Below are 19,969 nucleotides of genomic sequence, written 5' to 3'. Positions count from 1 at the left end.
CCTTACGGGGATTAATGTCTGTGTTGTTATAACCTCAACTCCTTAACTATCGTGAGTGAAGATAATGAGCCCTAGAAAACGGCGTGACCCTGCGGAGGTCGCTCGGCAGACCATGAAAAAAAACGAGCGTCGACGAGGGTTCCTGGAGTATATCCAGACAAATGACTTACCGAAGAATGAGCTAAGTGCGCATCGTTACTCATATTCATTAGGTATGGGCGTTGCGGAGAAGGATAAACTTGTACACGAGTTACTTGAGGGTATGAGGTTTGAAGAACTAATGACTCGGGGCAAGGTAAAGGAATAATTTGAGTTGCGCCACAGCACCGCCGTATGCAAGAGCGGGCTGTGGCTGGTTAACCCGGTGTTCATGCCAGAGATAACTGTGGATATTCTATAGGGTTAACGCAGCGTTCGGCAATCAGATGGGGACTATTAAGAATATGGTAGCTTCGAGAGGAAACCCGGCTCGATGGCCGGGTTTATTGTTTAGTCTGAGGAGTCAGAGGTGCTTGGGTTTGTTGCTGAGGGACTTGAATGACAATTGGTGCATTTGAATCACTTTTTCTGCTGTTATCAAACATGCTTTGAAACACAGGTATTAATGCAACAAACGCCAGAATAATGCCAACTAGCCACTGAATTAGAGATGATGATCGTTTCTGAGCTTCAAATCTTTCATCCAGTTTGACATTAATGGCACTAACTTCAGATTGAAGCTTCATCATTATTTCAGTCTGCTGAGCTCGCCACTCTGACATCTCCCTGCGCATTTCAGTCGCAACGGCACCAACCTCAGCTTTGTTTTGTGCAAGTTTTGCGTCTAATTCCTCTCTGGAAACTGACATGACATTTGCCTCACTGTGCTTAGGTTGTTCATCTTTTTGACTATCTACTGGACCGTTGGTTCTAACATATTCGACTTTTGTTTCGGTACTGTAAGCAGCCGGGATTTTCGTTACTATTGCCGTCTCACGATAAGCAGGCATGATAATCGTCTTTGGATTTCCATCATAACCCCCCATGCTAGATCGAGAATGAGAAGACTTATCCATCGTTATATCTTACGTTCAAATGGCTTGAATGTAGTTGGCTCCGCTGGAGGGGCATTCAGGATGGCTTGAGCCATATTTTTAGCCATAGACATAGGCAAAGTAACACTTTGAGTTGCTTCAAGGTAAAAATTCATGCCCGCTTCGGGGTTAAGCTCATCGGGAACGCTGGTGTTATCAATAATATGGCGGCAAAAAGTAATTTTACAATATTCATTCTCCCCAACTTTGATTGCAGTGGTCACGAAAACGTCAGCAAAACTGTCGATATGGTCTTTGCCTTTAAGGATAGCAGTCATTTATACACCTGATTTAAATTATTATTCAAATAGATAGAGTCAGATTCCATCACACATCGCTTCATCTTAAAGCACATTGATACGTGACATAACCTGGTTATTTATCAGGGGTATCTTACTTACTGCCTCCTCATCGCCAATTACGCTTTCCCTCCCTCACTGTTGCCATGATGGCTTTACCCAGGCTTTCGTACTCAGGTAGCGAAAGAACTCGCCATTTCCCATCCCAGAAACCAATTACACAACAGCGATCTCCAGTAGTTCCTTTAATGGCAAAGGTACGCATATCAGCCGATGGAACCGGAAGCTTTTCACCTGGGCGGGGGAAGTAAATCCTCACCCCGCCAATGATCATGTTGTCCATAGACGCTACTCGCTAACGAGCCAGAATTCGGCCTCTTCAAACATTTCCTCGACCAAACGATTTATCTTTTCTTTCTCAGTCTTCGTGCAGTCGCTGTTAACGGCATTAGCTTGCATCGGTTTAACTCGAACATCAGCAGCAGGGAAAATCCCATGCACACGCTTTGTCAGTTCGGCAAGTATGATGTCTTTAGCACCCGGTAAACCTTCCACATTGCGTTTGTCATAAACGAGTTCAACGAACATAACAGCCTCCAATAATTACTGTGATTATAGACAGTATTTATACTGTTTTTTTATACAGTGTCAACGGTTGGACGTGCATTGTTTCAGAAGGGATTTTGGGGCATGGGTGGGGCAAAAAAAACTGTTTTGGGGCATGGATGGGGCATTGCTGCACATATGAACTTTACCGGATTTCATATATGCATTTATTTAACCTACTGATTAAGCTAAAGAATACACATGCTCTTGGGCGTTCTTTAGTGATTTTTAAAATTCCCGCGTCACGCAATTAAAATGGCGAGCGTAATCTTCAAGAGAAGTTATGCCTAATCGCACCCATTTTGGATGCGACCATTGTGGAAGGCCAACGTAGATCACAGGGCTGCAATGACCTCTTCGGTGCTACGAACGCGACCAATACGCGGGAAGATATTCATCATGCTGCCCTGGTGTTGTTCGCTACTTGCGGCACTGCACGCATCTTCGGCAATGACCAGGTTAAAGCCCAGTTCCCACGCGTTACGCGCGGTGGACTCCACACCGATGTTAGTCGAAATCCCACATAGCACGATGGTGTCGATACCACGGCGGCGCAGTTGGAGTTCCAGGTCGGTGCCGTAAAACGCGCCCCACTGGCGTTTAGTCACTTCAATATCACTGTCTTTTTTACCTAAAGCCTGCGGATAAACCCACCAGTTGTCAGGCAGCGCATGCGCGCCAGCCTGCGCATCAACCGGCTGCTTGAGCGCTTCGGCAAAATCTTTAGACCAGCCCACGCGTACCATAATCACCGGCGCACCATTTGCGCGGAATTTCTCTGCCAGTTTGGCTGAACGAGCCACCACGTCCTGTGCACTGTGCGGACCGCCCGCAAATGGCAGGATGCCTTCCTGCAAATCAATAACGACGAGTGCGGTTTTGGAAGTATTCAGTTCTAACATGAGGTGACTCCGGGTCAAAATAAGGTTATCGCGTAATACCTTACGACGGAACAGGAGCGCGATAGTTTACAAATTTTGTTAATTTTTGTGAGAATAAGCTAAACGAGGCGCATTGAAACGCGTCAGTCCTTATCTTGGGCCATTATTTCCAGTATAATAACCCCCTTTTTTATCAATAGATGACAGACAAATATAGTGGCCACCGTTGCAGGTATTGGACAGTGAGCGGCTAATTTAAGGGATATCTCATGCGTACAGTATATTGCGGGCAGCTCAATCAATCCCATGTGGGACAACAAGTAACACTGTGTGGTTGGGTCAATCGTCGTCGTGACCTCGGTAGCCTTATCTTTATTGATATGCGCGATCGCGAAGGCATCGTGCAGGTGTTTTTCGACCCGGATCGTCAGGATGCGTTCCAGCTTGCTTCCGAACTGCGTAATGAGTTCTGCATCCAAATCACCGGTACCGTTCGCCCGCGTGATGAAAAAAACATCAATAAAGATATGGCAACGGGTGCGGTAGAAGTCTTCGCCACCGATTTGACCATCATCAACCGTTCCGAAGCGCTGCCGCTGGACTCTAACCACGTCAACACTGAAGAAGCGCGTTTGAAATTCCGTTATCTGGATCTGCGTCGCCCTGAAATGGCGAACCGCCTGAAGACCCGTGCGAAAATCACCAGCTTCGTGCGCCGCTTTATGGATGACCACGGTTTCCTGGATATCGAAACCCCAATGCTGACCAAAGCCACGCCGGAAGGTGCGCGTGACTATCTGGTGCCGAGCCGTGTGCATAAAGGCAAATTCTACGCGTTGCCGCAATCCCCTCAGCTGTTCAAACAGCTGCTGATGATGTCCGGTTTTGACCGTTACTATCAGATTGTTAAGTGCTTCCGCGATGAAGACTTACGTGCTGACCGTCAGCCTGAATTTACTCAAATCGACGTCGAAACTTCCTTCATGACCGCGCCACAAGTGCGTGAAGTGATGGAAAAACTGGTGCGCGATCTGTGGCTGGATGTGAAAAACGTCGATCTGGGCGATTTCCCAATCATGACTTTCGCAGAAGCGGAGCGTCGTTACGGTTCAGACAAACCAGATTTGCGTAACCCAATGGAGCTGGTGGACGTTGCTGACCTGCTCAAAGACGTTGAGTTTAAAGTCTTCGCGGGCCCGGCAAATGATGCTAAAGGCCGCGTTGCAGCGCTGCGAGTGCCAGGTGGCGCACAGTTAAGCCGTAAACAGATTGACGACTACGGCAAGTTCATTGAGATTTACGGCGCGAAAGGGCTGGCTTACATCAAAGTGAACGAGCGTGCGAAAAGCATCGAAGGTATCACTAGCCCTGTGGCTAAGTTCCTGAATGCTGAAATCGTTGAAGCTATTCTGGAGCGTACTGGTGCGCAAGATGGCGACATGATCTTCTTTGGCGCAGACAACAAAAAAGTAGTTGCAGATGCACTTGGCGCGTTACGCCTGAAAATCGGTAAAGATCTGAGCATCACCGATGAAAAAGCATGGGCACCACTGTGGGTTATCGACTTCCCTATGTTTGAAGACAACGGCGAAGGCGGCCTGACCGCAATGCACCACCCGTTCACCGCCCCGAAAGATATGTCTCCGGAAGAATTGGCGGCAGATCCAGAAGCGGCTGTGGCAAACGCCTACGATATGGTTATCAACGGTTACGAAGTTGGCGGCGGTTCCGTGCGTATTCACAACGGCCAGATGCAACAGACTGTGTTCGGCATTCTGGGTATCACGGAAGAAGACCAGCGCGAGAAGTTTGGCTTCCTGCTCGACGCCCTGAAATACGGTACACCGCCACACGCGGGCCTGGCGTTTGGTCTGGATCGTCTGACTATGCTGTTGACCGGCACCGACAACATCCGTGATGTTATCGCGTTCCCTAAAACTACAGCAGCAGCGTGTCTGATGACCGAAGCACCAAGCTTCGCCAACCCAACAGCGCTGGCTGAACTGGGTGTGGCAGTGATTAAAAAGGCTGAGAAAGAATAAATGGCCTTTAAGCCTCCCGTTTCGGTGTTAGTGGTCATTTATGCTCAAGACACCGGACGGGTGCTCATGTTACAGCGGCGCGACGATCCTGAATTCTGGCAGTCGGTTACCGGCAGCATAGAAGAGGGTGAAACCGCGCTGTATGCCGCGCAGCGTGAAGTAAAGGAAGAGGTCGATATCGACGTTGAGTCAGAGCATCTGACCTTGAATGACTGCCAACGCTGCGTGGAATTCGAGATTTTTACACATTTGCGTCATCGCTATGCACCGGGCATTACGCGCAACACAGAATATTGGTTCTGTCTTGCGCTGCCAAACGAACGCCAGATAACCATTTCGGAACATCTGGCCTGGGAATGGACTGACGCACCAGCTGCGGCGGCTATGACTAAGTCGTGGAGCAACCGGCAGGCGATTGAAGAGTTTGTAATTAATGCTGCCGCCAGGTAGCCATTTTGGAGATATTTTTATGGCAGGTCATAGTAAGTGGGCCAACACAAAGCACCGCAAAGCTGCGCAGGATTCCAAACGCGGTAAAATTTTCACCAAAATTATCCGTGAGCTGGTAACAGCAGCCCGTCTGGGCGGTGGTGATCCGGGTTCTAACCCGCGTCTGCGTGCAGCGATTGATAAAGCGTTATCCAACAACATGACGCGTGACACCTTAAACCGTGCGATCGCACGTGGTGTGGGTGGCGATGAAGATACCAACATGGAAACCATCATCTATGAAGGTTACGGTCCGGGTGGTTCTGCGGTCATGGTTGAATGTCTGAGTGACAACCGTAACCGTACCGTGGCGGAAGTGCGCCATGCGTTCAATAAATGTGGCGGCAACCTGGGAACTGACGGTTCTGTGGCTTATCTGTTCACCAAAAAAGGCGTTATCTCTTATGCCCCAGGCAAAGATGAAGACACCGTGATGGAAGCGGCGCTGGAAGCGGGTGCTGAAGATGTTGTCTCTTATGACGACGGCGCAATTGACGTGTTCACCGCGTGGGAAGAAATGGGTGCGGTACGTGACGCGCTTGAAGCCGCAGGCCTGAAAGCCGACGAAGCAGAAATTTCTATGATCCCATCTACCAAAGCGGATATGGATGCAGAAACTGCACCGAAACTGATGCGCCTTATCGACATGTTGGAAGACTGTGATGACGTGCAAGAGGTTTATCACAACGGCGAGATCTCTGACGAGGTTGCGGCAACTCTGTAATGGCGATCATTCTCGGTATTGACCCGGGATCGCGCGTCACCGGTTATGGCGTTATTCGCCAGACCGGGCGGCAGCTAACCTATTTGGGTAGCGGCTGTATCCGTACTCAGGTGACCGACTTACCCTCGCGTTTGAAGCTTATCTACGCGGGGGTGAGCGAAATTATTACCCAGTTCCAGCCCGAGTATTTCGCCATCGAATCGGTATTTATGGCGAAAAATGCAGATTCTGCTTTGAAACTCGGTCAGGCTCGTGGGGCCGCGATTGTCGCCGCCGTAAACCATGATTTGCCGGTGTTTGAGTATGCCGCCCGTCAGGTAAAACAGACGGTGGTGGGCATCGGTAGTGCGGAGAAAAGCCAGGTGCAACATATGGTGCGCACCTTGCTAAAACTCTCCGCCAACCCGCAAGCGGATGCGGCAGATGCGCTGGCAATTGCTATCACGCATTGCCACGTGACGCAAAACTCGATGCAGATGAGCGATACGCGGCTTAATTTGTCGCGGGGACGATTAAAATAAATATGGCTGGATATTCATCCAGCCTTTTTTATATGATAAGCAAAATTTTTGGCATAACCGCTAAACACAGGAGCATATTGTGATTGGTCGACTCAGAGGCATCATCCTTGAAAAACAGCCGCCGCTGGTACTTATGGAAGTCGGTGGCGTGGGGTACGAAGTCCATATGCCGATGACCTGCTTCTATGAACTACCGGAAATCGGTAAAGAAGCGGTGGTGTTTACCCAGTTTGTGGTGCGTGAAGATGCGCAGTTGCTCTACGGTTTCAATAACAAACAAGAACGCACGCTGTTCCGCGAGCTGATTAAAGTCAATGGCGTCGGCCCGAAACTGGCACTCGCTATTCTTTCTGGTATGTCGGCACAACAGTTTGTGAACGCCGTCGAGCGTGAAGAGATTGGCTCGCTGGTTAAGCTGCCTGGTGTGGGTAAGAAGACCGCCGAGCGCTTAATTGTTGAGATGAAAGACCGCTTCAAAGGCATGCATGGCGATCTGTTTACCCCGGCATCAGATCTGGTATTGACTGCGCCGGAAAGTGGAGTCACTGACGACGCTGAACAGGAAGCAGTTGCCGCACTGGTATCGCTGGGCTATAAACCACAAGAAGCGAGTCGTATGGTGAGCAAAGTTGGCAAAGCGGGTGCCGATTGTGAAACCCTGATCCGCGAAGCGCTCCGTGCCGCACTTTGAAGCCCCTGAGGTAGATGAAGGATGATTGAAGCAGACCGTCTGGTATCGCCAGACACCATCACCCCTGATGAGTTAATTGACCGCGCAATTCGCCCGCGTTTCCTGGCGGATTATGTCGGCCAGTCGCAGGTCACATCGCAAATGGAGATTTTCATCCAGGCGGCGAAACTGCGTGGGGATGCGCTCGATCATCTGTTAATTTTCGGCCCGCCAGGGTTGGGTAAAACCACGCTGGCGAATATTGTCGCCAACGAAATGGGTGTGAATCTGCGCACCACTTCCGGCCCGGTGCTGGAAAAAGCAGGGGATTTGGCAGCCATGCTGACCAATCTTGAACCCCATGACGTTCTCTTTATCGATGAAATCCACCGTTTATCGCCCGTTGTTGAAGAAGTGCTGTATCCAGCAATGGAAGATTATCAGCTCGATATCATGATTGGTGAAGGCCCGGCGGCGCGTTCTATTAAAATTGATTTGCCGCCCTTTACCCTGATTGGCGCAACGACGCGCGCTGGTTCTCTGACTTCGCCACTGCGTGACCGTTTCGGCATTGTGCAGCGTCTGGAGTTTTACCAGGTCGCTGATTTGCAGCACATTGTAGGCCGCAGCGCGAGTGTACTGGGGCTTGAGATGAGCGAAGAGGGCGCATTCGAAGTGGCGAAACGAGCGCGTGGTACACCGCGTATTGCTAACCGCTTATTGCGCCGCGTACGTGATTTTTCGGAAGTCAGACACGATGGCACCATTAATGGTGAGATTGCTTCACAAGCGTTAGATATGCTGAACGTGGATACCGAAGGGTTTGACTATATGGACCGCAAGTTATTGCTGGCGGTAATAGACAAGTTCCTCGGTGGCCCGGTTGGGCTGGATAACCTTGCGGCTGCAATTGGGGAAGAACGGGAAACCATCGAAGATGTACTGGAGCCATTTTTGATTCAGCAGGGCTTTCTGCAACGCACTCCTCGTGGCCGAATGGCAACACCAAGAGCATGGACTCACTTCGGGATTGTACCGCCCGCGTTACCATGAATCCCCATCTCCTTCTCCCTCAGGGAGAAGGTTGGGATGAGGGTTGTTTTAAGCCGCTTGCTTCTTTGCCATACTCAACACAAACAACACCGCCGAACTCAGCACGACTGAAGGCCCGGCGGGCGTGTCATAAAATGCTGAAAACGTCAGTCCGCCCGTGACTGAGAGCATACCGATAATCACGGCAAAACCTGCCATTTGCTCTGGTGTACGCGCAAAGCGACGTGCGGTTGCCGCCGGAATAATCAGCAGGGAAGTGATGATCAGCGCACCGACAAATTTCATCGCCACACCGATAGTTAGCGCTGTTACCAGCATTAACAGCATCTTCACGCGTTGCAGATTAACCCCATCAACATGGGCCAGATCCGGGCTGATGGTCATCGACAATAGATTACGCCACTGCCAGAGAAGCACGCCAACGACCACGGCGACGCCCAAAGCAATAGAAATAATATCGGGCATTGTCACGGAGAGCAGATCGCCAAACAGATACGCCATCAAATCGACGCGCACGTTTGACATTAAACTGACAACCACCAGGCCAAGAGAAAGGGCACTGTGCGCCATAATGCCCAGCAACGTATCCAGTGCCAGATGCGGGCGCTTCTCAAGCCACACTAAACCCAGAGCCAACATTAAGGTCACGGCAATTACCGCATAAAACGGATTGATATTGAGTAGCAGACCAAATGCCACGCCTAACAACGAAGCGTGGGCGAGGGTATCGCCAAAGTAGGACATCCTGCGCCAGACAACAAACGAGCCTAATGGCCCCGCGGCACACGCCAGCAAAATCCCGGCAAGCCAGCCGGGCAACAACAATTCAATCATGGCTGGCCATTTCCTCTGCGCAAAACAATACGTCCTGTAAGATCGTGACGATGATTGTGGTGGTGACGGTAAATCCCTAATTGCTCAGCACCGCGCGCACCAAACATCGAAATAAATTCTGGATGCATCGACACCACTTCCGGAGTGCCAGAGCAGCAAATGTGGTGGTTGAGACACAACACATCATCCGTTTTTGCCATTACTAAATGCAGGTCGTGGGAAACCATCATCACTGCGCAATTCAGCTCCTGACGCAGCTGATCAATCAGGTTGTACAGTGCCAGTTGGCCGTTAACATCAACACCCTGGGTGGGTTCATCCAGCACCAGTAACTGCGGCTGATTTAACAATGCACGGGCCAGCAGAACGCGTTGGTTCTCACCACCGGAAAGCTTTTGCATTGGGGCTTCAATCAGGTGAGCTGCCTGAACGCGTTTAAGCGCGGGCAAAATATCTGCTTTTTTTACGCCAGGGCGTAAACGCATAAATCGACTCACCGTTAGCGGCAGCGTGGTATCGAGATGCAGTTTTTGCGGCACATAACCAATGCGCAAATCGCGGTCTCGCTTGATAACACCTTCATCCGGTGCTACCAGACCAAGCACCACGCGAACCAGCGTCGATTTTCCTGCACCATTTGGCCCCAGCAGCGTTAAAATTCTGCCAGGTTTGAGATCGAGCGAAATATCAGACAGCACGCGGCGTTGTCCGAATGAAACAGAGATATTTTCCAGTGATACCAGATTTGTCATGACAATTTCAGGGGTTGCAGAAGTTAGCGGATGTTATAATATCACACATCTCACATTCATAACGATGAAAAGTCGCATTATGTTACATAAAAACTCATTTCTTTGCGCAGCTTTAACAACTGCATTTTTGGGTGCCGCAGCCGTCCCGGCGCAGGCCGCCGTTGTTGCCTCCATCAAGCCATTAGGATTTATTGCTGCGGCAATCGCAGACGGCGTCACGCCAACTGAAGTTTTGCTGCCAGACGGTGCTTCTGAGCATGATTATGCACTTCGTCCATCTGATGTAAAACGCTTACAAAGCGCGGACTTAGTGGTGTGGGTCGGCCCAGAAATGGAAGCCTTCATGCAGAAGTCAGTCAGCCAATTAGCTGAACAAAAACAAGTGCAACTGGCGGCTTTGCCAGGCGTGAAACCGTTGCTCATGAAAGGCGACGACGATGATGACCACGGCCATGAAGGCCATGACCATTCAGCCGAAAATAGTGACGAAGATCACCATCACGGTGAATACAACATGCATATTTGGCTTTCCCCAGAGGTAGCGCGGCTGTCGGCGGTTGCAATCCACGATAAATTAGTGGAACTTATGCCCCAAAATAGAGCCAAACTAGACGCCAACTTGCAGACTTTCGAGTTAGGATTAGCCAACATCGATAAGCAAGTTGGTAGCGTGCTCGCACCGCTCAAAGGAAAAGGGTATTTCGTTTTTCACGACGCTTATGGCTACTTTGAAAAACATTACGGTCTAACGCCGCTTGGCCATTTTACCGTAAACCCTGAAATTCAGCCCGGTGCGCAGCGTTTACATGACATCAGAACACAGTTGGTTGAGCAAAAAGCCGTATGCGTTTTTGCTGAACCGCAATTCAGGCCAGCCGTCATCAATGCCGTTGCCCGTGGCACTAACGTTCGTTCCGGAACGCTGGACCCGCTGGGGATTGAGGTTAAGCTCGGCAAAGACAGCTATATGCAGTTTTTGAACGGGCTTGCGAATCAGTATGCGAGCTGCCTGAAAGGAGAATAGTGAGGAAGTGAATACGTGCAACAGATAGCCCGCTCTGTCGCCCTGGCATTCGACAATTTGTCCCGGCCCCATCGCGTTATGCTGGGGTCTCTTACAGTTCTTACACTTGCGGTCGCTGTCTGGCGACCGTACGTCTATCACCCTGAAGCCAGCCCCGTTATCAAAACCATTGAGCTTGAGAAAAACGAGATTCGCTCGTTACTTCCTGAAGCCAGTGAACCGCTTGATCAGTCCCCGGACGCCGAAGATGACACCATCCCTCAAGATGAACTCGATGATAAAACAGCGGGTGAAACCGGTGTTCATGAGTATGTCGTCTCCACAGGGGATACGCTCAGCAGCATTCTTAACCAGTACGGCATTGATATGGGCGATATCGGCCAGCTTGCCGCAGTGGATAAAGACCTGCGTAATCTGAAAATTGGCCAACAAATTTCCTGGACGCTCAACGATAACGGCGAATTACAGCGCATGACGTGGGAAATGTCGCGTCGTGAAACCCGTACTTACGACCGTTCAGGCAGCACTTTCAAACTCAGCAGCGAAATGCAGCAAGGCGAGTGGGTTAACAATGTGCTCAAAGGCACGGTTGGCGGCAGTTTTGTCAGCAGTGCGAAAAACGCCGGTTTAACCAGTGCTGAAATCAGCGCGGTTATCAAAGCTATGCAATGGCAGATGGACTTTCGCAAACTGAAAAAAGGCGATGAATTCTCTGTCCTCATGTCTCGTGAAATGCTTGATGGAAAGCGTGAGCAAAGCCAACTGGTTGGTGTGCGTTTGCGTAGCAGTGGTAAAGATTATTACGCCATTCGTGCGGAAGACGGTAAATTCTATGACCGTAATGGTTCCGGACTGGCCAAAGGCTTTATGCGTTTCCCAACGGCCAAGCAGTTCCGTATCTCGTCAAACTTTAACCCGCGTCGCCTCAACCCGGTAACGGGCCGTGTGGCTCCGCACAAGGGTGTCGATTTTGCGATGCCTCAGGGTACGCCAGTGCTGTCAGTGGGTGATGGTGAAGTGGTGATGGCAAAACGCAGCGGCGCTGCCGGTTATTTTGTTGCTATCCGTCACGGTCGCACTTATACCACGCGTTACATGCACCTGAAGAAACTGCTGGTTCAGCCTGGTCAGAAAGTTAAACGTGGTGATCGTATCGCGCTTTCCGGAAATACCGGGCGTTCAACCGGGCCGCATTTGCACTACGAAGTGTGGGTTAACCAGCAGGCGGTCAATCCATTAACCGCGAAACTACCGCGTACCGAAGGGCTAACCGGTTCAGATCGTAGTGATTATCTGGCGCAGGTTCGTGAAGTTACACCGCAGCTTAGATTCAATTAATTAAGCTGTGTGAAAAAAGCCGGTACTCAGTGACCGGCTTTTTCTTTGTCTGATGGGCATTACCCCGCTAATATACTTACAAATTCATGTCATCAATGATTTGATGCTGTACTGAGAATATGCATGGAAAAAGCAAAAAAAAGTCACAGTGAGTTCATTCCAGAATTTCAAAAAGCCTTCTTGCATCCGAAATTTTGGGGCGCCTGGTTAGGCGTTGGCGCGTTCGCTGGACTGGCAATGTTACCGCCTTCGTTACGCGATCCTCTGCTGGGTAAAGTAGGGCGTCTTGCCGGACGCTTTGGGAAAAGTGCCCGCCGTCGCGCGCAAATTAATTTATTGTATTGCTTCCCTGATATGCCTGAAGCAGAGCGTGAAGCGGTCATCGACGAGATGTTTGCCACCGCCCCGCAGGCGATGGTGATGATGGCGGAGCTGGCGATTAAAGGCCCGCAAAAAATCATGCCGCGTGTTGACTGGCACGGTTTAGAGATTATCGAAGAGATAAAACAGAGGGAAGAGAACGTTATTTTCCTCGTTCCGCATGGTTGGGCCGTAGACATCCCCGCGATGTTATTGGCGTCCCAGGGCCAAAAAATGGCGGCGATGTTCCATAACCAGGGCAACCCGCTTTTTGACTATATGTGGAATACCGTGCGCCGCCGTTTTGGTGGACGTTTGCACGCGCGTAACGATGGGATTAAGCCGTTTGTTAGCTCGGTGCGTCAGGGGTACTGGGGATATTATCTCCCCGATCAGGATCATGGCGCGGAGCACAGCGAATTTGTGGATTTCTTCGGGACTTATAAAGCCACACTGCCAGCCATTGGGCGTTTAATGAAAGTGTCGCGCGCGCGGGTTGTGCCTCTTTTCCCTGTGTATAACGGTAAAACGCATCGTCTGGATATTTATATTCGCCCGCCGATGGACGATTTACTGGAAGCCGATGACAACACCATTGCCCGGCGCATGAACGAAGAAGTCGAAAATTTAGTGGGGCCAAATCTTGAGCAGTACACCTGGATTTTAAAACTGCTTAAAACGCGCAAAGAGGGGGAGACCGAACCCTACCAGCGTAAAGAGTTGTATCCGAGGAAATAAAGAATCAGAAATAACAAAGGGGCCGATTGGCCCCTTTTACTTTTATGCTGTGGATGAATTACTCAACACACAGAATACGCGTGGTGTTGGTCGTACCAATGGTACTCATCACATCACCCTGGGTAACGATAACCAGATCGCCAGAAACCAGGTAGCCTTTGTCGCGCAGCAGATTCACCGCATCGGTTGCGGCAATAACGCCGTCGCTGGTGCTGTCGAAATACACAGGCGTAACACCGCGGTACAAAGAGGTGAGGTTCAGTGTGCGCTCATGGCGAGACATAGCGAAGATTGGCAAACCGGAGCTGATACGTGAAGTCATCAATGCGGTGCGGCCAGACTCGGTCATGGTGATGATGGCAGTCACACCTTTCAGGTGGTTTGCTGCATACATTGCAGACATCGCAATGGCTTCTTCTGTATTGTCGAACTGAACGTCCAGGCGGTGCTTAGAAACGTTGATGCTTGGGATTTTCTCAGCGCCCAGGCAAACACGCGCCATCGCAGCAACGGTTTCAGCCGGATATTGACCTGCCGCCGTTTCAGCAGACAGCATTACCGCATCTGTACCATCCAGAACGGCGTTCGCTACGTCCATAACTTCTGCACGAGTTGGCATTGGGTTGGTAATCATCGACTCCATCATTTGAGTCGCAGTGATAACCGCACGGTTCAGCTTACGCGCGCGGCGAATCAGGGTCTTTTGAATACCGACCAGCTCAGGATCACCGATTTCAACACCCAGGTCGCCACGAGCAACCATGACTACGTCGGAGGCCAGGATAACATCGTCCATCGCGGCTTCGCTGCAAACGGCTTCTGCACGTTCGACTTTAGCAACAATCTTCGCGTCACAACCTGCATCACGCGCCAGACGGCGAGCGTAGTTAATGTCTTCACCACAGCGAGGGAAAGAAACCGCCAGATAATCAACGCCGATTTTTGCCGCAGTCAGAATGTCTGCTTTGTCTTTGTCGGTCAGCGCTTCAGCGGACAGGCCGCCACCCAGCTTGTTGATACCTTTATTGTTCGACAGCGGGCCACCCACGGTGACTTCTGTGAACACTTTCATACCCTGAACTTCAAGGACTTTTAACTGAACGCGACCATCATCAAGCAGCAGGATATCGCCGGTCACGACGTCAGCAGGCAAACCTTTGTAGTCGATACCGACTTTTTCTTTGTCGCCTTCGCCTTTGCCCAGGTTGGCATCAAGCAGGAATTTATCACCAATATTAAGGAAGACTTTGCCTTCTTTAAAAGTGGATACACGAATTTTTGGTCCTTGCAAATCGCCCAGAATAGCGACATGACGACCCAGTTTCGCGGCAATTTCACGAACTTTATCAGCACGGATCTGATGATCTTCTGCGGTGCCATGTGAAAAGTTCATACGCACCACGTTTGCGCCAGCAGCAATAATCTTTTCCAGATTATTGTCGCGGTCGGTAGCTGGGCCTAGAGTGGTAACGATTTTGGTTCTACGTAGCCGTCTGGACATGTATTACTCCGTTGACTGAAACAACTTTGGTGTTGCGTTAACAAAAAATTCGGTGAGTCAGGGTGCTTGAAAATTTCAAAACAACAACTTAACCGAATGACCTAAAAAGTTACAGCTTTGTTATAAAAACTTAGGTGTTTTCGCCAGAGACGAACATACCCTTATCAAAACGCGATTCCTTGAGCGCTTCTTTGACTCGCTTCAAGTTATCTCTGAATTTTGCGCCACGACGTAATGTAAAACCGGTTGCCAGCACATCTATCACGGTTAGCTGCGCCAGTCGTGACACCATTGGCATATAGATATCGGTATCTTCAGGAACGTCGAGTAATAAAGAAAGCGTGGCCTCGCGAGCCAGTGGCGAACCTTCGGACGTTATCGCCAGTACAATGGCGTCGTTTTCCCGCGCCAATTGCGCAAGTTCTACCAGGTTTTTTGTCCGACCGGTGTGCGAGATAAGGACAACGACATCTTCTTCGCTGCAATTCATGCAGCTCATGCGCTGCAAAACGACATCGTCGGAATAGATGACGGGGACATTGAAACGGAAGAATTTGTTCATGGCGTCATGTGCTACGGCGGCAGAGGAACCCAAACCAAAAAAGGCGATTTTCTTTGCCTGGGTGAGTAAATCTACAGCGCGATTGACCGCTGCCATATCCAATGATTGCCTGACCTGGTCAAGACTCGCCATGGCAGATTCGAATATTTTGCCGGTATAGGCTTCAACGCTATCGTCTTCGTCAACATTCCGGTTTACATAAGGTGTGCCATTCGCCAGACTTTGGGCTAAATGTAATTTAAAATCCGGGAAGCCCTTAGTTTCCAGACGGCGGCAGAAGCGGTTGACGGTCGGTTCACTGACTTCAGCACTGCGGGCGAGGGTGGCAATGCTTGAGTGAATGGCATCTTGTGGTGCGGTAAGAATCACTTCTGCGACTTTACGTTCTGATTTGCTAAGGTGTTCCAGTTGGGACTGGATTTTGTCCAGCATATTCATAGGCGTCCGGCACTCATGGATTTTGTCGATTTCACCAATTGGAGAAATCGCAGCACGATTTAGCAAGAATATACTCTTGCCACTCCGTGAAGGGGCAGGTTAATCAGGGTAATGATGTTGTTTTTTTTCATTACATGATCAGTGTCTAACTTTAGGCACGATAGATATCAACAACAAGTCGTCAGAAAATTCACGATACATCGCCGTGAAATGGCACTGGTGGCCAAATCTTGCTCATGAATGCGATCAAATAATGCCTGAAGACTTACCTGGATTCATCAAAAGCAGTACATTGTTCTGTAATAAAATTACAAGAGCGACTCGGTACTAGATACCTGAAACGAGGAGAATAGACATGGCGGTAACGCAGACAGCTCAGGCATGTGACCTGGTGATTTTCGGTGCAAAAGGCGACCTTGCGCGTCGGAAACTGCTGCCATCCCTGTATCAGCTAGAAAAAGCGGGGCAAATCCACCCGGATACATGCATCCTGGGTGTGGGCCGCGCTGAGTGGGATAAAGAGGCTTATACCAAAGTTGTGCGCGAAGCGATTGAAACCTTCATGAAGGAAAAGATCGACGAAAGCCTGTGGGACAAGTTGAGCAGCCGTCTGGATTTTTGCAATCTGGATGTCAACGACACTGCCGCTTTTACCAAACTCGGTAAGATGCTCGATCAGCAAAATCGCGTCACCATTAACTACTTTGCGATGCCGCCGAATACCTTTGGCGCAATCTGTAAAGGTCTGGGCAAGGCGAAGCTGAATGCTAAACCTGCGCGTGTCGTGATGGAAAAACCACTGGGCACTTCGCTTGCGACTTCTCAGGAAATCAACAACCAGGTTGGTGAGTATTTTGAGGAATGCCAGGTTTACCGTATCGACCATTACTTAGGTAAAGAAACGGTTCTCAACCTATTGGCGCTGCGTTTTGCTAATTCATTGTTTGCGAATAACTGGGATAACAAAACTATCGATCACGTGGAAATCACTGTCGCCGAAGAAGTGGGGATTGAAGGGCGTTGGGGTTACTTTGATCAAGCCGGGCAGATGCGCGACATGATTCAAAACCACCTGCTGCAAATTCTGTGCATGATTGCCATGTCTCCGCCGTCAGATCTGACTGCTGACCACATCCGCGATGAGAAAGTAAAAGTCCTGCAATCTCTGCGTCGTATCGATCGCAGTAATGTGCGTGAGAAAACCGTACGCGGCCAATACTCCGCAGGTTTTGCGCAAGGTAAAAAAGTCCCGGGTTATCTGGAAGAAGAAGGGGCGAACAAAAGCAGCAGTACTGAAACTTTTGTCGCTATCCGCGTAGATATCGACAACTGGCGTTGGGCTGGCGTGCCATTCTACCTGCGTACCGGTAAGCGTTTGCCGACTAAATGTTCTGAAGTCGTGGTCTATTTCAAAAGCCCATCTTTAAACCTGTTTAAAGATTCCTGGCAGGATCTGCCGCAGAACAAGCTCACTATTCGTCTGCAACCGGATGAAGGCGTGGATATTCAGGTGCTTAACAAGGTTCCAGGGCTTGAGCACAAGCACAACCTGCAAACCACTAAGCTTGATTTGAGCTACTCCGAAACCTTCAACGAATCACATCTGGCAGATGCTTACGAGCGCCTGTTGCTGGAAACCATGCGTGGGATTCAGGCACTGTTCGTGCGTCGTGATGAAGTAGAAGAAGCGTGGAAATGGGTCGACTCCATCACTGAAGCATGGGCTGCCGATAACGATGCACCGAAGCCGTACCAGGCCGGTACCTGGGGGCCAGTTGCCTCAGTGGCGATGATCACCCGTGATGGGCGTTCGTGGAACGAGTTCGAATAAATCTCCGTCATCCTTCGAGTTGCCTCTTCGTTGGCTTTCCTCGCTCACCCCAGTCACTTACTTGTGTAAGCTCCTGGGGATTCGCTGCGTCGCCGCCTCAATGCAACTCGAATGATTTAGGAGATTAAACTCCTCGGATTTTGCAAAAATCGTGTAACAACTGATTCATATTTTACCGGTAACATGATCTAACACCAAAGTGGTGCAAATTTTTTAATTTAAAAGCCCTGACTGGATTCACCAGCAGGGCTTTTTTATTTACACTAGCTGAAGCGATTTTGCCCTGATGGTACGGATTGCCGCCTCACGAGAAGAAAACAGAGCCGGTAACGTCGACCACCTGCCCACAGCGACGGCAGCCACTTTTTGAGGACCTGTTATGAATCCTAATTTGTTACGCGTAACAAGACGCATCGTTGAACGCTCTCGCGAGACGCGTGAAACTTATCTGGCAAGAATTGAAAAAGCGAAGAGTAAAACCGTACATCGCTCAGAGCTTGCCTGCGGAAATTTAGCCCACGGCTTTGCGGCCTGTCAGCCAGAAGATAAAGCTGCGCTGAAAAGTATGCTGCGTAACAACATTGCGATCATCACGTCCTATAACGACATGCTTTCCGCGCACCAGCCGTATGAATCCTATCCCGATCAAATTCGTAATGCGCTGCATTCTGTTGGCGCTGTAGGGCAAGTTGCAGGCGGTGTTCCTGCCATGTGCGACGGCGTGACGCAAGGCCAGGATGGCATGGAGCTGTCACTGCTGAGTCGCGAAATTATCGCGATGTCTACGGCAATCGGCCTGTCTCATAATATGTTCGATGGCGCGTTGTACCTCGGCGTTTGCGATAAAATCGTCCCAGGTTTAACCATGGCGGCATTGTCATTTGGCCATCTTCCTGCGGTATTTGTGCCATCAGGCCCAATGGCCAGTGGTTTACCCAATAAAGAAAAAGTGCGTATTCGCCAGCTGTATGCCGAAGGCAAAGTTGACCGTCTCGCATTGCTGGAATCAGAAGCGGCGTCTTATCACGCGCCTGGCACCTGTACATTTTATGGCACCGCCAATACCAACCAGATGGTGGTTGAGTTTATGGGGATGCAATTGCCAGGCTCTTCGTTTGTTCACCCGGATGCGCCACTGCGCCATGAATTAACCGCCGCAGCGGCACGCCAGGTCACTCGTCTGACCGGAAACGGCAACGAGTGGATGCCCATCGGCAAAATGATTGATGAAAAAGTCGTGGTCAACGGCATTGTTGCGTTGCTGGCGACGGGCGGCTCAACCAACCACACAATGCACCTGGTGGCGATGGCGCGTGCAGCGGGCATTATCATCAACTGGGATGATTTCTCCGACCTTTCAGATGTGGTGCCGTTGCTGGCGAAGTTGTATCCAAACGGCCCGGCTGACATTAACCACTTCCAGGCTGCCGGTGGTGTTCCTGTGCTGATGCGCGAATTGCTCAAAGGCGGTTTGTTGCACGAAGACGTGAACACTGTCGCGGGCTTCGGTCTGCATCATTACACCATGGAGCCATGGCTGGATAACGGCCAACTGGCCTGGCGTGAAGGTGCAACTACCGCACTCGATACTGATGTTATCGCCACCTTCGATAAGCCTTTCTCAAAACATGGTGGTACAAAAGTACTTAGCGGCAACCTGGGTCGAGCCGTGATGAAAACTTCTGCTGTACCTGTAGAAAACCAGGTTATCGAAGCGCCAGCGGTGATTTTTGAAAGCCAGCATGATGTATTACCGGCCTTCGAAGCAGGCCTACTTGACCGTGATTGCGTGGTAGTTGTCCGTCATCAAGGGCCAAAAGCGAACGGCATGCCAGAATTACATAAACTTATGCCGCCACTTGGGGTATTATTGGACCGCTGTTTCAAAATAGCGTTAGTCACTGATGGAAGGCTGTCGGGTGCTTCAGGTAAGGTGCCCTCTGCAATCCATGTTACCCCAGAAGCTTATGATGGTGGGCTGCTGGCAAAAGTCCGTGATGGCGATATGATTCGCGTCAACGGGCAAACGGGTGAACTGACATTGCTGGTCGATGATGCCGAGCTTGAAAAACGCACTGCATATCACCCGGATCTCAGCGCGGATCGTGTTGGTACCGGCCGTGAACTATTTAGCGCGTTACGCGAACAGTTATCTGGCGCGGAACAGGGCGCGACCTGCATTAAATTTTAAGGACCGGATGTAGCATTTGCTGCGCTGGAAACGAATTATAAA

The 19,969-nt window shown here is 50.2% G+C and carries 19 protein-coding genes and 1 pseudogene; 11 read left to right on the top strand and 9 right to left on the bottom strand.

Going from position 1 to position 19,969, the window contains the following annotated elements; all coding sequences use genetic code 11:
- Positions 1-482: 482 nt before the first annotated feature.
- The 5 genes and pseudogenes from AC0IWZ_RS11710 to AC0IWZ_RS11690 form a co-directional block, all read right to left on the bottom strand.
- Positions 483-1,055, bottom strand: coding sequence for a hypothetical protein (locus tag AC0IWZ_RS11710; RefSeq protein ID WP_471677270.1), 573 nt, complete (start codon positions 1,053-1,055; stop codon positions 483-485).
- A gap of 2 nt (positions 1,056-1,057) precedes the next feature.
- Positions 1,058-1,351 carry a hypothetical protein gene (locus AC0IWZ_RS11705; RefSeq protein ID WP_471677271.1) on the bottom strand — a complete coding sequence of 98 codons (294 nt, stop codon included), beginning with the start codon at positions 1,349-1,351 and terminating at the stop codon, positions 1,058-1,060.
- A 369-nt stretch (positions 1,352-1,720) separates the two neighbouring features.
- Positions 1,721-1,960, bottom strand: a complete 240-nt coding sequence (locus AC0IWZ_RS11700; RefSeq protein ID WP_471677272.1) for a DinI-like family protein — start codon at positions 1,958-1,960, stop codon at positions 1,721-1,723.
- A gap of 261 nt (positions 1,961-2,221) precedes the next feature.
- Positions 2,222-2,317 (bottom strand): annotated as a pseudogene (locus AC0IWZ_RS11695) (hypothetical protein); the annotation flags it as partial.
- The gene (locus tag AC0IWZ_RS11690; protein ID WP_471677273.1) at positions 2,314-2,880 is read right to left on the bottom strand and encodes a hydrolase; all 567 of its coding nucleotides are present in this window, start codon (positions 2,878-2,880) and stop codon (positions 2,314-2,316) included. The gene AC0IWZ_RS11690 and the pseudogene AC0IWZ_RS11695, both read right to left, overlap by 4 nt.
- A 248-nt stretch (positions 2,881-3,128) precedes the next feature.
- Between AC0IWZ_RS11690 and aspS the strand changes: the two genes are divergently transcribed.
- The 6 genes from aspS (at position 3,129) to ruvB (ending at position 8,358) form a co-directional block, all read left to right on the top strand.
- Positions 3,129-4,901: an aspartate--tRNA ligase gene (gene aspS / locus AC0IWZ_RS11685; RefSeq protein ID WP_471677274.1), complete on the top strand. Its 1,773-nt coding sequence runs from the start codon at positions 3,129-3,131 to the stop codon at positions 4,899-4,901.
- Positions 4,902-5,351: a dihydroneopterin triphosphate diphosphatase gene (gene nudB / locus AC0IWZ_RS11680; protein WP_034496013.1), complete on the top strand. Its 450-nt coding sequence runs from the start codon at positions 4,902-4,904 to the stop codon at positions 5,349-5,351.
- A 19-nt stretch (positions 5,352-5,370) separates the two neighbouring features.
- On the top strand, positions 5,371-6,114 hold the full coding sequence (locus AC0IWZ_RS11675) for a YebC/PmpR family DNA-binding transcriptional regulator (protein WP_034496310.1): 744 nt from the start codon (positions 5,371-5,373) through the stop codon (positions 6,112-6,114).
- Complete coding sequence (gene ruvC / locus AC0IWZ_RS11670; protein ID WP_034496011.1) at positions 6,114-6,635, top strand: crossover junction endodeoxyribonuclease RuvC; 522 nt, start codon at positions 6,114-6,116, stop codon at positions 6,633-6,635. Before AC0IWZ_RS11675 ends, ruvC begins: the two co-directional genes overlap by 1 nt.
- A 79-nt stretch (positions 6,636-6,714) precedes the next feature.
- On the top strand, positions 6,715-7,326 hold the full coding sequence (gene ruvA / locus AC0IWZ_RS11665; protein ID WP_034496009.1) for a Holliday junction branch migration protein RuvA: 612 nt from the start codon (positions 6,715-6,717) through the stop codon (positions 7,324-7,326).
- 21 nt (positions 7,327-7,347) lie between these two features.
- A complete protein-coding gene (gene ruvB, locus AC0IWZ_RS11660; protein ID WP_034496006.1) occupies positions 7,348-8,358 on the top strand; it encodes a Holliday junction branch migration DNA helicase RuvB in 1,011 nt (336 codons plus the stop codon).
- A gap of 48 nt (positions 8,359-8,406) precedes the next feature.
- On the opposite strand, the gene znuB is transcribed toward ruvB, so the two are convergent.
- A complete protein-coding gene (gene znuB / locus AC0IWZ_RS11655) occupies positions 8,407-9,192 on the bottom strand; it encodes a zinc ABC transporter permease subunit ZnuB (RefSeq protein WP_034496005.1) in 786 nt (261 codons plus the stop codon).
- Entirely contained in the window at positions 9,189-9,944 is a 756-nt protein-coding gene (gene znuC / locus AC0IWZ_RS11650) for a zinc ABC transporter ATP-binding protein ZnuC (protein ID WP_410373024.1), read from the bottom strand. The genes znuB and znuC overlap by 4 nt, the downstream gene beginning before the upstream one ends.
- 79 nt (positions 9,945-10,023) lie before the next feature.
- Between znuC and znuA the strand changes: the two genes are divergently transcribed.
- The 3 genes from znuA (at position 10,024) to lpxM (ending at position 13,404) form a co-directional block, all read left to right on the top strand.
- On the top strand, positions 10,024-10,968 hold the full coding sequence (znuA, locus tag AC0IWZ_RS11645) for a zinc ABC transporter substrate-binding protein ZnuA (RefSeq protein ID WP_034496307.1): 945 nt from the start codon (positions 10,024-10,026) through the stop codon (positions 10,966-10,968).
- Between the two features lie 15 nt (positions 10,969-10,983).
- Complete coding sequence (mepM, locus tag AC0IWZ_RS11640; protein ID WP_072011171.1) at positions 10,984-12,306, top strand: murein DD-endopeptidase MepM; 1,323 nt, start codon at positions 10,984-10,986, stop codon at positions 12,304-12,306.
- A gap of 123 nt (positions 12,307-12,429) precedes the next feature.
- On the top strand, positions 12,430-13,404 hold the full coding sequence (gene lpxM / locus AC0IWZ_RS11635) for a lauroyl-Kdo(2)-lipid IV(A) myristoyltransferase (protein ID WP_471677275.1): 975 nt from the start codon (positions 12,430-12,432) through the stop codon (positions 13,402-13,404).
- Positions 13,405-13,462: 58 nt separating this feature from the next.
- On the opposite strand, the gene pyk is transcribed toward lpxM, so the two are convergent.
- Together pyk and AC0IWZ_RS11625 are read right to left on the bottom strand one after the other, a co-directional pair.
- Entirely contained in the window at positions 13,463-14,905 is a 1,443-nt protein-coding gene (pyk, locus tag AC0IWZ_RS11630) for a pyruvate kinase (protein ID WP_034496000.1), read from the bottom strand.
- A gap of 130 nt (positions 14,906-15,035) precedes the next feature.
- Positions 15,036-15,905 carry a MurR/RpiR family transcriptional regulator gene (locus AC0IWZ_RS11625; RefSeq protein ID WP_034495998.1) on the bottom strand — a complete coding sequence of 290 codons (870 nt, stop codon included), beginning with the start codon at positions 15,903-15,905 and terminating at the stop codon, positions 15,036-15,038.
- Between the two features lie 355 nt (positions 15,906-16,260).
- Here AC0IWZ_RS11625 and zwf point away from each other — a divergent pair, with 355 nt between their 5' ends.
- Both zwf and edd read left to right on the top strand, forming a co-directional pair.
- On the top strand, positions 16,261-17,736 hold the full coding sequence (gene zwf / locus AC0IWZ_RS11620) for a glucose-6-phosphate dehydrogenase (RefSeq protein ID WP_471677276.1): 1,476 nt from the start codon (positions 16,261-16,263) through the stop codon (positions 17,734-17,736).
- Between the two features lie 379 nt (positions 17,737-18,115).
- A complete protein-coding gene (edd, locus tag AC0IWZ_RS11615; protein WP_471677277.1) occupies positions 18,116-19,927 on the top strand; it encodes a phosphogluconate dehydratase in 1,812 nt (603 codons plus the stop codon).
- Positions 19,928-19,969 lie beyond the last annotated feature (42 nt).

It is taken from the genome of Buttiauxella sp. AC142 (genome assembly GCF_979253435.1).
This window is presented reverse-complemented; position numbering and strand designations above follow the sequence as displayed.